Source organism: Enterococcus sp. LJL120, assembly GCF_054871765.1.
In genome coordinates this window covers 94,263-108,895 of the sequence record NZ_JBTXLV010000007.1, presented here as the reverse complement: position 1 = coordinate 108,895, position 14,633 = coordinate 94,263, and the positions used below count along the sequence as shown (strand labels likewise).

General features: G+C 40.6%; 11 protein-coding genes. 2 read left to right on the top strand and 9 right to left on the bottom strand.

What is annotated here, in order from left to right; all coding sequences use genetic code 11:
• Positions 1 to 211: 211 nt before the first annotated feature.
• The 6 genes from ACYSNU_RS12695 to ACYSNU_RS12670 form a co-directional block, all read right to left on the bottom strand.
• Entirely contained in the window at positions 212 to 1,690 is a 1,479-nt protein-coding gene (locus ACYSNU_RS12695) for a flotillin family protein (protein ID WP_265457117.1), read from the bottom strand.
• 25 nt (positions 1,691 to 1,715) lie between these two features.
• The gene (locus tag ACYSNU_RS12690) at positions 1,716 to 2,240 is read right to left on the bottom strand and encodes a hypothetical protein (protein ID WP_461737583.1); all 525 of its coding nucleotides are present in this window, start codon (positions 2,238 to 2,240) and stop codon (positions 1,716 to 1,718) included.
• 102 nt (positions 2,241 to 2,342) lie between these two features.
• Positions 2,343 to 5,756 carry an FtsX-like permease family protein gene (locus tag ACYSNU_RS12685; protein ID WP_461737582.1) on the bottom strand — a complete coding sequence of 1,138 codons (3,414 nt, stop codon included), beginning with the start codon at positions 5,754 to 5,756 and terminating at the stop codon, positions 2,343 to 2,345.
• Positions 5,757 to 5,766: 10 nt separating this feature from the next.
• Positions 5,767 to 6,468, bottom strand: coding sequence for an ABC transporter ATP-binding protein (locus tag ACYSNU_RS12680; RefSeq protein ID WP_461737581.1), 702 nt, complete (start codon positions 6,466 to 6,468; stop codon positions 5,767 to 5,769).
• Between the two features lie 143 nt (positions 6,469 to 6,611).
• On the bottom strand, positions 6,612 to 7,766 hold the full coding sequence (nagA, locus tag ACYSNU_RS12675; RefSeq protein ID WP_461737580.1) for an N-acetylglucosamine-6-phosphate deacetylase: 1,155 nt from the start codon (positions 7,764 to 7,766) through the stop codon (positions 6,612 to 6,614).
• 86 nt (positions 7,767 to 7,852) lie between these two features.
• Complete coding sequence (locus tag ACYSNU_RS12670) at positions 7,853 to 8,680, bottom strand: helix-turn-helix domain-containing protein (protein WP_461737579.1); 828 nt, start codon at positions 8,678 to 8,680, stop codon at positions 7,853 to 7,855.
• A gap of 120 nt (positions 8,681 to 8,800) precedes the next feature.
• Between ACYSNU_RS12670 and ACYSNU_RS12665 the strand changes: the two genes are divergently transcribed.
• Positions 8,801 to 8,995, top strand: a complete 195-nt coding sequence (locus ACYSNU_RS12665) for a hypothetical protein (protein WP_265457107.1) — start codon at positions 8,801 to 8,803, stop codon at positions 8,993 to 8,995.
• A 140-nt stretch (positions 8,996 to 9,135) separates the two neighbouring features.
• On the opposite strand, the gene ACYSNU_RS12660 is transcribed toward ACYSNU_RS12665, so the two are convergent.
• From ACYSNU_RS12660 to ACYSNU_RS12650, 3 genes are all read right to left on the bottom strand, one after another.
• Positions 9,136 to 10,359, bottom strand: a complete 1,224-nt coding sequence (locus ACYSNU_RS12660) for a pyridoxal phosphate-dependent aminotransferase (protein ID WP_461737578.1) — start codon at positions 10,357 to 10,359, stop codon at positions 9,136 to 9,138.
• A gap of 195 nt (positions 10,360 to 10,554) precedes the next feature.
• Positions 10,555 to 12,141 carry a DUF975 family protein gene (locus ACYSNU_RS12655; protein ID WP_461737577.1) on the bottom strand — a complete coding sequence of 529 codons (1,587 nt, stop codon included), beginning with the start codon at positions 12,139 to 12,141 and terminating at the stop codon, positions 10,555 to 10,557.
• 53 nt (positions 12,142 to 12,194) lie between these two features.
• Positions 12,195 to 13,367, bottom strand: a complete 1,173-nt coding sequence (locus ACYSNU_RS12650) for a pyridoxal phosphate-dependent aminotransferase (RefSeq protein ID WP_461737576.1) — start codon at positions 13,365 to 13,367, stop codon at positions 12,195 to 12,197.
• A 169-nt stretch (positions 13,368 to 13,536) separates the two neighbouring features.
• Here ACYSNU_RS12650 and hisC point away from each other — a divergent pair, with 169 nt between their 5' ends.
• Entirely contained in the window at positions 13,537 to 14,589 is a 1,053-nt protein-coding gene (gene hisC, locus ACYSNU_RS12645; protein WP_461737575.1) for a histidinol-phosphate transaminase, read from the top strand.
• The last annotated feature ends 44 nt before the right edge of the window (positions 14,590 to 14,633 follow it).

Genomic DNA, 14,633 nt, shown 5'->3' with positions numbered 1-14,633 from the left:
AAACCTTTACTTAAAGTATAACAATAAGTCCAAAAAAATAGTAGTTGTGATAGGAGTCTTTTTTACAGGGAATTCAGGGAAAGTAACTTGGATTTGCTTTTGATTCCGCTTAGGCTTCAAAAGTAAATCCTCGGCTCACTCCCATTACTTTTCAGCAATGTAGTTACTTCGCTTTTTCTGTATTGACTTCTATCACAACCACCAGCTGATTTTATTCAGCGCCATCGGTTGAGTCAGTTGGCTCATTTAAATTAAAATTGGTGCCGCCCCGTTTGGAAAAGTTTTCGATTAATTCACGAACATCCAAACCAGTTGTTTCTTTTAAAGTTTCCTGTGTGCCAGCTAATAAATTAGTCGCATAATTGGTAATTTTATTAGCGCCACTATTAGGTCCTTCAGAACCGCCTGTGTCGACAACCGTAATCTTATCGATGTTCCCCAATGGCTGAGCTGCTTCTTTCATTAATTCAGGCAAGATTTCTAAAATCATGCTCAAGACAGCTGCTTCGCCGTATTGCTTGAAGGCGTCGGCAATTTTTTGTTTGGCTTCGGCTTCAGCTTTCCCTCTTAATAAGGTCGCTTCTGATTCAGCTTGCCCAGCTAAGCGGGTTTTGTTCGCTTCGGCTTCGGCTAGCGCTTCAATTCTAAAACGCTCGGCTTCGGCTTCGGCAACATCTTGAGCTTTTTTCGCTTGGGCTTCTTGTTCCATCGCATAACGATCCGCATCGGCTTTTTTCTTAACCTCAGAATCGTATTGTTTTTCTCGCCGGGTAATTTCTTTTTCTTCCAGCTCGATTTGTTTTTGCCGCTCGATGACTTTGACTTCCATCTCTTGTTCGATAACTTCTTGTTGAGCCCGAGCACTTTCCAAGTTATAAGCTTGGTCGGCTTTGGCTTTGGCAACGTCTTGGGCTTCTTTGTAGGTCGCTAATTTTAATTCTTTTTCTTTAGCGGCTTCAGCAATTTCAGTTTGCCGTTGCAATTCAGCCTGTTGCGATTCTTTTTCAGCTTCCGCTTTTTTAATTCTAGTTTCTTTTAAAGCTTCAGCTTCAGCGATATCGGCATCCCGTTTGACTTGGGCAATCCGTGGTTTACCTAGAGAATCTAAGTAGCCATTTTTATCCCGAACTTCTTTAATCGTAAAGGATACGATAATCAGCCCCATCTTGGCTAAATCCACAGAAGCAACTTCCTGTACGCTTTGGCTAAATTTGTCGCGGTTTTGGTAAATTTCTTCCACTGTCATTGAGCCTAAAATCGAACGCAAATGACCTTCCAAAACTTCGCGAGCTTCATTTTCCAATTCTTCTCGGGTTTTACCGAGAAATTGTTCCGCTGCCGTTGCAATTTCTTCAACTGAAGAACCGATTTTAATAATTGACGTACCGTCACACATAACCGGAACCCCCTGCTCGGTGTAGACCTCAGGCGTAGACACATCCAGTTTGCTGGAAAGCAAGCTGATTCGATTTGACCGTTGGAATACCGGCAAAACAAATGCACCACCGCCTCTGACGATTTTGATTTTATTACCCCGTTCATCAGCGTGGACATTTTTTGTTCCTAAATAACTCCCGCTGATAATCAGCGCTTCATCTGGTTTTGCTGTTTGGTATTTGGAAACAAATACGACTAACAAAATCAATAAAATAAAAACAACGATGGCAATTGGTATAATAATTCCTGCCATTTTTTCTCCCCCCATCTTTTTTATTCTATATAGGCAAACTTCCTTGATAAGGAACTACATAGCATACTCTTTCTTTGACCTCAATAATCAGTACCTGTGACCCTTGCAGTGCCTCGGTCTCCTGCGGCTCAAAAAAGGCCGCTGGTCGACTCAAAGAACCGGTCACACTTTTAAATTGAATTTCCCCCATTCCTTTAATGGGAATTGGTGTAATCACTGTCGCAACATTGCCCTCCATATCTTTTTCAGAAATCGAGATAGTCGATTCAGCCCGCCGCATTGGTAGAATAAAATAAAAATTCAGCAGGAAGACTAAAATTGAAGCTAAGATACCCGCTCCAATTAAAATAACGAAGCTGTTGAGGACTGTTAATTTTTCACCCAGGTAACCAAACAAACCTAAAAAGGCAAACCAAGGAATCACTAAAATCGGATCAATCGGGCCATCAAATTCAAATATGTCCCCAAAAATCAGCATCACCATCGCCAACACAGCACAGATAATCAATAGATAAAAATAAATGCTTTCAAAAGAAATTCCCGCAATCATCCTGCCACCTCCTTAGTTCTCTTATAAATAATAATACCAATAAAAAACTGAAAAGCCTAGAAAAATCGTGAATTACACGTGATTTTTCGAGGCTTTTCAAAACTATTCATTTGATTTTAAAGCTTCAATCATGTCAACTTTTTTCAGCTTCTGATGCATAAACAAGCCAACAATTAAAGTGAACAATAAGGTAATTAAACTAGCGTAAAGATAACTAAGCAGATGAATGTCCGGACTAAACATAATCATATCGACCTCAACAGTTTTTAACACATAGGCGTGTTCAATATTTCCTAAGAATAATCCAAAGAAAATCCCGATAAAGGTTAAAATAATATTTTCCCGATACACATACATGGTGACTTCTTTATCGTAAAAGCCCAAGACTTTAATCGTCGATAGTTCACGAATTCGTTCTGAGACATTGATATTTGTTAAGTTATACAAGACGATAAAGGCCAACAAGCCAGCGGAGATTATCAAGACCCACACAACAATATTCAAACTATTTATCGTGTCTCCCAAAGCGTCCCGTGATTGAGAAATAAAACTGATATTCACTACTTGAGAATCCGCCATAATTTGATTGGCGGCTTGATTTTCTTCGTCAGTGCTTAAATCTTTAGAAAACAAAAGTAAATCACTATTATAATCCGGTGACTGATTAAAAACTTCTTGATAATAATCTGGCGTCAAATAAGCAAAATGACCTGTATAATTTTCCGCAATATGGGCGATTTTCACTTGGTACTCCCCACCATCGCTGTCAGTCAGAGGGAAGCTGTCTCCCACCTGTAAATCATACATCTCTGCTAATTTTTCATTGATGATGGCGCCGCTGTCATCTAAAGTATATTCTTCGCCAGTTTTTCGATCATTGAATAAAACAAAATCTGACATTCTTTCAGGATTTTCTGGAACATAGACCGTTACATCTCGGGTGGTTTTGCCACTTTTTTCCAGCTGTAGCGTTTGATTACTGAAAAACATATCGCCGGAAAAATCAGCGACATCAGCTAAAATCGCTTCGTAATCTGTCGTTTGCTCCTCGTCAGGCTCTTCATTAAAGGTCACGACAGCACTGTAATGCCAAATTTTATCAAATTGGATGGTCACGATATCTGAAATCGAATCCCGCAAACCAAAACCCGTAATAATCATCGACATACAGCCGGCAATTCCCAAAATTGTCATCAGCATCCGCTGCTTATAGCGGAATAGATTACGCATGGTCACCTTTTGAATAAAGCTCAGGCGTTTCCAAATTGGTGTCAACCGCTCTAAGAAAATCCGTTTGCCAGCCTTTGGTGCTTTGGGTCGCATTAAACTGGCAGGCGTTGCCAATAAATCTATCCGCAAAACTAATAAGGCGGTACCGACTGTACATAAAATCGCCACGATAATTGCAATCACTGCGTAGTTCAAATGCCACGGTGAAACAAAGTTGCCGATATTATACAGCTGACCATAGGCGGTAAAAATAATCACTGGAAATAGATAAAAGCCTAAAGCAAGGCCAGCAAAGGCACCAGTAATTCCCGCTAAACTTGCGTAGATAATAAATTTCATCGAGATGGCTGAATTGCCATAGCCTAATGCCTTAAAGGTTCCGATTTCTGAACGTTTTTCCTCCACCATGCGGGTCATTGTCGTTAAGCTGACCAAGGCGGCAATCAAAAAGAAAATAATCGGAAATACGGTGGCCAAAGAAGAAATGCGATTGGCGTTGTCCTCAAACTCACTATATCCAGGATTATCATTTCTAGTTGAATACGTATAATCACTGGCTGTCAGCTGATCTAATTCACTCTGCTGTTCCGCAATTTTATTTTTGGCATCAGCAAGTTCCGGTTCTTTTTCCGCTAACTGGCTTTGGTATTCAGCCAGACCATCATCATAGGCAGCCTGTGCTTGATCCAATTCCTGCTGAGAAGCATCAATTTGTCCTTGGCCTTCTGCTGTCGCTGTTGCCAATTGATCTTTAGCAGCCTGAAGTTGTTGACGGCCGCTGTCAATTTGACTTTGGCCATTCGCCAGCTGCGTCTCGGCTGATTGAATCTGCGCTAAACCATCATTGTACTGCTGAACCTGACCGTTAATTTCTGCAATGCCAGCGTCAATTTGATTGAGCCCATTTTGAATTTCTTGGGCTTGAGCCGTCAATTGATTTTGGTATTCGCTAAGAGCGCCGATACTGATTTGCAAATTTTCACGACTGGGATCAGCAACAAAGTTTTGCAAAACGCCGGCTACTTCAGCTGGCAGCTGCCCTAGACTAGCCGCAACACCTTGAGCTAATTGCGGGGCCAAGGTGGCATATTCTTCGTCACTGGTTTGTGAAGCGAGGGAAAGCTGATTGAACAAGCTTTCCAAACTCTGCTGTGCTGTGGTAATTTGGTCGAGACCTGCTTGCGCCTGACTTCTCTGCTGCTCTAAATCCGTTAATGAATTTTTCGCAGCTTCAACTTGACCGGCATTTGCGGTCAACTCATTTTTACGACTGGCTAAAGTTTGCCGATTATTATCCAGTTCGGTTTGCGAAGCATTCAATTGTGCTTCACTTTGATCAATTTCGGCCTGCGCTGAAGCTGTTTGAGTGGTTAATTCCTGCCGGGCAGCCTCTAACTGGCTCTGACCATCAGCTAACTGAGCAGCCGAATCTTCCAGGGTGGTCTGCGCATCCGCTAAAGCTTGTTCCCCGTCAGCGACTTCTTGACTAGCCTCATCAATTTGTTCTTGGGCCTCAGCTTTTATTTCAGATAACCGTTCAGCTGGCCGCTCAGTTAGTTCCTGTTCCAACTGTGTTTGATTGGTCGCTAAAGCATCCTCGTAAGCTGTTGAATAGGCCGGCAAGTCAGCTAAATTTTGATAGGTGACATAAATTGTTGAATAGACGTCTGCCGTTAAATTTTCTTCCAACACGACCGCGAAATAATCCACTGAACCAGTACCGACATTTGTATAACCACGGGAAACATTTTCAACATAGGTCGGTGAGTTCACAAAGCCGACAACTGTATAAGCATAATTCGCTAGTAGCCCATCCACGTCATCATCTTCAGAGACTTCGTAGCTGTCACCAATTTGGTAATTGCCACTTAAAGCTTCTCGATTGTCTAAAGCAATTTCATCAGCTTTTTCAGGTACTCGACCACTTACAATACTGTATTGATTAATTTTTTGCTCTGGTGTATAGCCGTAAAAGCGCACCACTGCTGTTTGCGAGGTTAAATTTATATCTGCAAATTTAAACGCCTCAGCGCTTGCGACATTCTCATCAGCCTGCACAATCTTTAAATCATCCTCTGTCAATCCTAGACTGGAGATGATTTGATTGTCGGCTAAATTTTGCTGTTGATAATAATTGGTTGCAGTTTGGAGCATATCAGGACCGGTTGCCCCAATCCCTACAAAAAAAGCAACACCCAAAAAAATAATTCCAAAGATCGAAAGAAAACGGGTTTTGGTCTGCCAAATTTCCCGCAGACTGGTCTTAAGCATCATTGACTTTTTCATTTACTGCCTCCTACCACTCAATTTCAGTAATCGGCAGTGGATTTTCATTAAGTTTAATACTTCTGACTTTCGCATCGTTAATGCGAATCACCCGGTCGGCCATCGGCGCAATTTGCGAATTATGGGTAATAATTAAAACAGTTGTGCCGGTCTCCTTTGCAGTATCCTGCAAAATTTTTAAAATCTGCTTGCCGGTTTCATAATCCAAGGCTCCAGTAGGTTCATCACATAATAATAATTTCGGGCGCTTGGCAATCGCCCGAGCAATCGTCACCCGTTGCTGCTCACCACCGGACAATTGAGCAGGAAAATTATTCATCCGTTCCCCAAGGCCGACAGATTTTAAAACAGATTCAGCGTCCAAGGCGTCTTTGACAATCTGAGCAGCCAGTTCAACATTTTCTTTGGCGGTTAAATTAGGGACCAAATTATAAAATTGAAAGACAAAGCCGACATCATCACGGCGATAGGTAGTCAACTGTTTTTCATTAAAATTGGCAATATCGGTGCCATCGATAATAATCTGGCCCTCATCACAGCTGTCCATGCCTCCTAAAATATTTAAGACAGTAGACTTACCTGCACCACTTGGTCCTAAAATAACGCAGATCTCGCCCTTTTCAACATCAAAGGTAATGCCATCATTGGCAACAATCGTTGTGTCCCCCATCTGATAGCGTTTATATTCGTTAATAACCTCAAGATAACTCACATTCATCACTCCTCCCATAGATTTTAACATAACTAAGGTTTAAGAACTTCTAAAAAGCTGTTCATCAACCGAGATTTTTCCACAAAAAAAATCAGACCAACGAGCAGCCTGATTTTCCCATTTATTTATGAACTGGACATGACTTATTCAGCGTGGAAACGTTCGACACCGTCTAGATAAGTTGCAACTAATTCCATGTCTTTATCTAGCGCAATAAAATCAGCTGCACGGCCGTTGGCAATTGAGCCACATTGGTCAGCAATTTTACAGCTGACAGCTGGCACATAGGTGGCCATCATAATTGCTTCTTCCGGTGTTGCGATATTCCAATCCACCACATTTTTTATTGCTTCTTTTAATTTTAAAATACTGCCGGCTAAACTGCCAGAGTCTTTTAAGCGAGCCGTTCCCTCAGCAACGACGACAGGAAATTCCCCTAACATGTAATCGCCATCCGGCATACCGCCTGCCATCATGCAATCGGTAATTAACGCCACATGATCATGACCGACTTTTTCCATTAAGATATCAGCTGCATTGGGATGCACATGATGCCCATCACAAATTAATTCAGAAAAGACGTGCTGTAAAGACATCAAGGCGCCAACCATTCCTGGTTCCCGATGGTTTAATGCCCGCATACCATTATAAGCATGAACAAAAACGTTAGCACCGGCCTCAACTGCTTCAGTCGCTTCAGCTAAAGTTGCATTGCTGTGACCTAAAGAAACTACTACACCTTGATCCGTCACTGCTTTGACAAATTCTTTGACCCCTTCACGTTCAGGAGCCAAGGCAATTTTTTTAATTAAGCCGCCGGAAGCTTCTTGCCATTCGTTAAATGTCTCTAAATCAGGGTCGCTGAAATAACTTGGATTTTGAGCGCCCTTATGTTCCGGGGTGAAAAATGGGCCTTCAAAATAAATTCCTTGCACCTTGGCCCCGGGAACTTCTTGATGCACCTCGCCAATGGTTTTAGCAACCGCCAATAGTCGTTCCTTAGTTGAAGTTAAAGTTGTTGGTAAGAAGGAAGTCACGCCACAAGAAAGCAGGCCTTCTGACATCACCTTCAAGCCTTCAGCATCATTGTCCATCACATCATGGTTTAAAAAGCCATGAATGTGGGTGTCGACTAAGCCGGGGGCAATCCATTGGCCTGTGTAATCAATGACTTCAACTTCACCTGCTGGTACTGTCTGATAAAAATCACCAAAAAAACCATCGGTAATTTCTAAATAACCGGGTCCTTTAACATCACTTGGATAAAAAAATTTGTCTGCATAGATAAACCGTTTCACGCTTCATCATCCCTTCAATTCCATTGTTATGTACCCCTATAAATTACTCCTAAAAGTAAAAATAGTCAACAAAAGGTCTACACCATTTACGTCGCGGTGACAATTTTCTTTAGCTGCAAGGACAACTTATGATATTTATCAGCCTTATCACTATTTCCTTGGAAAGAATAATAATCCCGCTTCAATTCAAATAACTGATCGACAAAATAATAACTATTTTTTTTATGGGCCAAATCTAAGCCCTTATCAATCATTTCCATCGAGGTCTCATAATACCCTTGCTTTTGCAGAAAACTCGCGTAATTAAAGAAGATTTTGATTGATTCCGCCGCTGCTCGCTCGCTAGGAATGTCAGCGAACAATTCGACACTTCTACTCATATAATATTCGGCTTTATCACTCTTGCCCATTTCAGCGTAAACTTTTCCTGTGCAGCTAATCAGCTGCACATCCTCGTCTTTTGCGCTCAAGTGACTTACATTTCCAATGTAATTTAAGCCGGTTTTCAAATATTTGAGGGATTTTTCTAAATTGCGATGTAAATAATATTCGCAACTTCCCATATAATAGTAAAAAAGTAAGAATTCTTTTTCACTAAATAATGAATCGATGATGTTTGATGAGGAAATTTTAATAGATAATTCTTGAAAGCGATTGTGGCGATACAAGTCGGCAAATTGTTCAAAAAGAATCACATTGTCAGTTTTCTCAAAGACATTGTGATTGACAACTTGATCGATAGAAACCCCTAAGCGGTCACACAATTGCTGAACTACGAGGACATTCGGCAGTTCAATATCCCCTTCAATCCGACTGAGGACACTTTGGGAACAAATATTTTCACAAAGCATTTTTTGGGTCATATTGCGTTCTTTTCTAATTTTTTTCAGGACTTGCCCTAAAGATTTTTCCACAAAATTTCCCCCTTTTAAAAATTATGCGAATTCGCATTTTGTTATCATAATACTTTATATCATAATAATGTCAAGGTAAATGAATAGTCATATTATTTTTTTAAGGTTGAGGTGGTTAAGATGTCTGAAACATACGGTCAAAAAGTAACATTTAACTTGGAGAAAGCAAAACATTGCGGCTACATTGAAAAGGAGTATGAAAATTCTTATTTAGTCCATGTAAACGATCCATCCGCAGATATGGTAGAGAAGTATACCAATCGCATGATTGTTTCAAAAAAGAATTGCGAGCTAATTGCGGATAAAGCCGTGTAGCTTTTAACATTTTCAAAATCTAAAAAGGCCATAACACTTGTCGAGCTGAAGGAGTCCCTCCGGTTGTCCGTGATGCATCATAACAGACGACCTTAAGGGAAATTCTGACAGCCGACTCGCTGTTATGGTCTTTTCTTTATTTAACGATGTTTTTGTTTGTAGCTACTTAAAAATTCCGCCATCTTATCCATCGTCAATTTTAAATCCTCCATACGAGGCAGATAAACAATTCTAAAATGATCCGGTGTCTGCCAATTAAAGCCGCCCCCGTGGACCATCAAAATATGGTGTTTATGCAAAAAGTCCAAAATAAATTGTTCGTCATCGACAATGTTAAAACGGGCTGTATCAATTTTAGGAAAAATATAAAAGGCTGCCTTGGGTTTGACTGCAGAAAGACCGGGAATGCTTTGAATCGCATTATAGACGTATTCCCGCTGCTCATAAATCCGGCCCCCCGGCAACAATAGCTCATCGGCACTCTGATAGCCCCCGAGAGCCGTTTGAATAATTTGTTGAGATAAGACATTCGAACAAAGGCGCATTGACGACAGCATGTTTAACCCCTCAATATAGCCCTGCACATTTTTTTTGTTGCCACTCAAGACCATCCAGCCCACTCTAAAGCCGGCTACCCGATGCGACTTAGATAAACCGCTAAAGGTCACCACAAATAAATCAGGCGCCAGAGTTGCAATCGGAATGTGTTTAAAGCCGTCCATAATCATCCGGTCATAAATTTCATCAGAATAAATGATTAATTCATTTTCCCGGGCAATCTCAACAATGCCCTCTAAAATTTCTTTTGGATAAACAGCCCCCGTCGGATTATTTGGATTGATAATCACAATGGCTTTCGTATTGCTGGAAACTTTTTTGCGAATATCGGCTAAATCAGGAAACCATTCTGCCTCCTCATCACAAATATAATGCACCGGTGTGCCTCCTGCTAAGGAAACAGAAGCCGTCCACAAAGGATAATCCGGCATCGGCACCAATACTTCATCGCCAGTGTCTAATAAGCCCTGCATCGACATTGTAATTAATTCGCTGACACCATTACCAGTGTAAATATCATTAATCGTAACATTGGGAAATTTTAGTAATTGATAATATTGTTCAATCGCTTTTCGCGCAGAAAAAATCCCTTTTGAATCAGAATAACCTTCTGACTCTCTGACATTCAAAATAAGGTCCCGCACAATTTCATTTGGCGCATCAAAGCCAAAGGGTGCTGGATTCCCAGTATTTAATTTTAAAACGCTGATGCCTTCTTCCTTCATTCGATCGGCTTCGTCTAAAACCGGTCCCCGCACATCGTAGCTGACATGCTCTAGTTTTTGTGATTTATCAAAATTACGCATAAGGCATCCCTCTCTGAATCTTTTATTTTTACAGTTTTAAAATTTTCTTTAATAAGATTAAATTACCTCGAACACAAGGAATTTGCAATTAAAATTCTGAAAAACAAGCTTATTTTAAAAAAAGACCCTCATCAATAGCTGATTAAGGGTCTTAGCCTGACACATTTTCAAGCAAGCTGTGATGAGAGTAATCTTTTATTCAAATGGCGATTTCTTTTCAGCAGAATCAGAATCCGCTGCTTTAGTTCCTTCTGTTGTAGAATCTTCAGCTGTAGTTGTCTCTGTCAAATCGGTGGCGGCTGTTGTCGCTTGCTCTGCAGTTTCTGATTGACTTTGAACTTCCTCTGTATCAGAAACTTCTTTTGTCTCAATAGTATCTGAGTTTTGCGTTGTTTCCTCAGTCAACTCTTTCTTTTCAGCAGCTGACTGATTAAAGGAATAAGAAGGTCTTTCAAAAATGCCTGTTGGCTTAGATTCTTCTTGGGTTTCGACAACCGTTTCTTCAATAACTTGAGCCTTTGGAGCTTCTGGGGTTTTTGAAACTTCTGTAACTACTGAATCGTTTGATTGGTTTACTGATTCATTTGAGTTGTTATCAGTCTTACGAACTGGCTGATAAACTGGCTTTGCAGCTAGCTCACTATTAGTATACCTTCTTTTTTCGAAATAAATTTCATCGAAGAAAGCTGCTTCTGACGTGTAGTAATATGGCATCACATAGAAACTAGCAAAGCCTAAGCTGTAGGCTTGCGCTAAAAACCACCAGAAGAAGGATAGATTGAAAATTAAATATTCAATCTTATAGCCCCGCATTAATTCTTCACTAAGAGCAATTGCCTTAGAGGAATTTAAATCAGGTTCTCGTTTTAATAGGTAGTTAGTCATGCTGTAGCTGGCTGTTTTAACCAGCCCAGGAATAACAAACAAAAAGCTCCATAAGGTAGTAAAGATGGCAATTTTAACATTTGACCAGAGAACAACTCCGAATTGTTTGCGGATTTTCTTGAGGCTATCTTTAAAATTGAAATTTTCTCCATCAATGGTATCAATCCCCGTCCAGCGTAATAGCGGAACATAGACACAGTTATAGACGAGTGCTACAGCAATGATAAAAGCAATAAAGATGAAGCTGATAAGAAATGATAAAAATGGGTTGCTGCGGCGTGGCATTTCCGTATAGCCGGACTCTGGGAAATACGGTTCAAAACCATTATTCATCGGCGACACTTGATTCAAGGCCGGTGCTGAATTTGGCAATTGATAGCTATTGCCCTCTAGTGAATAACCTAGATAATCTTCCCACGCTTCATCATAGCTATAATAATAGGCATCTAAAGTCCCTTCGTTGAAATCATCCGAACCTAAATATTGCACAGGTCGACCTTCGATATTGGCTAAAATTGCTTGGTCAGAAGATAAGGTGCCCCAATACTCGGTGCCATCTTCTTGGTCCTGCCAGCCCTGTAAATAACCGGCTTGATAACCTAAGGCATAGCCGTAATTATATGCCGGTGTATAAGAAGATTCTTCGTAGGTGTAATAATCATCATCCCAATAGTCATCCCAAAAATCGCTGTCGTAATCCTCTTCGTAATAACTATCCTCATAGCCGCTGGAATAATCATCTGTATAACTTAAGATACTAGCGATTCCCAAAAATATAAAGGAAAAAAAGAAAGTGATTGCCATAATTGCAAAGGGAATGATAATAAAGACACTCCATTTACCATATTTCCCCTTTAAGGAACGTTGTGCTAGTTCCTTCAGCTCTTTTCTTAACATTCAAGCGCCCTCCTGCTGCGTGATTTCAAAAAAACATTCTTTTATAAAGATAATTATACCTCATTTTGAATGTAAGTAGTTAGTCGGACCATCGCATCTGTTAAATTTTCCATTGATGCAGCGTAACTGATTCTAACATAGCCCTCTGCCTCTGGACCAAAAGCGATGCCCGGGATAATGGCCAATCCAACTTTTTCCGCTAAATCCAAACAAAATTTCATGGAATCTTGAATTTGTCCCGCAGGTATTTTGGCAAAAATGTAAAAAGCACCGTTGGGATGGGCAATCTCAAAACCTAATGGTCTCATCTGGCTAATTAAAAAATCCCGCCGTTTGATATATTCAGTTTTCATTTCCTGAGCATCATTGATTCCTTCAATCAAGGCTTGCACGGCAGCCTTTTGCGAAATCGTCGAAGCCGCTGTCACTAAATATTGATGGACCTTCATCAATTCAGCGGTCAGCTCCTGTGGGGCAAAGATAAAACCAATGCGCCAGCCAGTCATCGCATGGGATTTTGACAAGCCATTGATTAAAATGGTTTGTTCTCGTAAATATTCAGCAATTGACACATGCTGCCCTTCATAAGTCAGCTCGCTGTAAATTTCGTCACTGATAACAAAGATATCATATTTTTTCAACGTTTCAGCTAGCGCTTGAACCTCTTCACGATTGTATGTCACGCCAGTCGGATTACTAGGATAATTTAAAATAATCGCCTTTACCTGCTCACCATGAACCGCCATCGCTTGATCAATCATCGCCGGAGATAAAATAAAATCATTTTCCGTCGTATCAATATAAATCGGTTCCGCATTCGCCAGTGTAATCACTGGCTCATAGCCGGGATAAATCGGCGCCGGCAATAACACTTTATCGCCGGGTTGCAAAATTGCTAGCAAGCTAGCAGAAATCGCTTCGGTTGCACCGACTGTTACAAGGACTTCATTTTGTGGATTGTAGTCCACAGCATATTTTTCTTTTAAAAAGGCTGCTGCCGCTGTTCTGACATCAATCAAACCAGACATGCCGGTATAATGGGAAAAGTTATCAGAAATAGCCTGTGCGCCGGCCTCTTTGACATGCTCTGGGGTATTAAAATCAGGCTCCCCCAAGGTTAATTTTAGAATATTCGGGATATCCGTAACTTGCTCGTCAAAACGGCGAATCAAAGACACTTGGATTTTATCGACCTGCGGATTAAAACGCTGTGTTAAGTTGTTCATCATTTAGCCTACCTTTTTACTGCTTAAATTTTCAGTTTATTGTACCACATTTCCAGCAATATGAAATTTCAATTGGGGAAATTTCTGCTTTTCTTTTTAAACACTCATTTTATTCTTGCGAAAAGCTCTGCTTATGGGTCATAATAGACAAAAACATGGAGGTCTCCTTATGCGCGGTATTCGAAAAACTGATCCTTACACAGCGGGCGAACAGCCTAATTTCACGGATATGATTAAACTCAACACCAATGAAAATCCCTACCCACCATCGCCAAAGGTCAAAAAAGCGTTACAAGATTTTGATTACGACCAATTAAAGCGTTACTCTTCACTAGATCAACGGCCACTAAAAGAAGCCTTAGCCGAAAAATTTCAGCTTGCTCCAGAAAATTTTATTATCGGCAATGGCTCCGATGAAGTTCTTGCCTTTTGCTTTTTGGCTTTTTTTAATAGCGAGTATCCGGTACTTTTTCCGGACATCACCTACGGCTTTTATCCTGTCTGGGGAGACCTTTTTAAAGTCCCGATTCAGTTAATCCCATTACAAGAAAATTTTAAAATCAATTTAGCCGACTATGCGACAGACAATGGCGGAGTCATTTTGACAAATCCTAATGCCCCAACGGGAGACTATCTAACAGTAGCTGAAATCGAAAAATTTTTACAAGCGAATACCGAGTCAGTTGTCGTAGTCGATGAGGCATATATTGATTTTGGCGGCACTTCCGTAATGCCGCTGATTGACAATTATCCTAATCTAGTTGTCGTGCACACTTTATCTAAAGGATTCTCTTTGGCTGGTCTCCGTGTCGGCTATGCTGTGGCCCAACCGGCTTTAATTCAGGTCTTGGAAGGAGTCAAATCATCCTTTAACCCGTATTCTGTCGATAGCTTGGCAGAGACTTTAGCGACAGCTGCCATTGAGGATGGTGAGTATTATCAACACCTGCAAAAGGAAATCAGTGCAACTCGGGAAGCCTTTTCAAAAGACCTTTTAGAGTTAGGTTTCGAAGTGCTCCCCTCTTTGGCAAATTTTGTCTTTGCCAAGCCAACTAAAATTTCTGCAGAAAAACTTTTTAATGAACTAAAGGCTCAACATGTTTTTGTTCGCTATTTCAAACAGGAACGTTTAAAAGATTATTTACGCATTTCAATTGGGACTCCTTCAGAAATGACCCGTGTCATTCAAATTATTCAACAATTACTTTCGTCAAATAGTTAATTGAAATTTTGTTTCACCATGGAATCTATAAAAAAACTCTTATG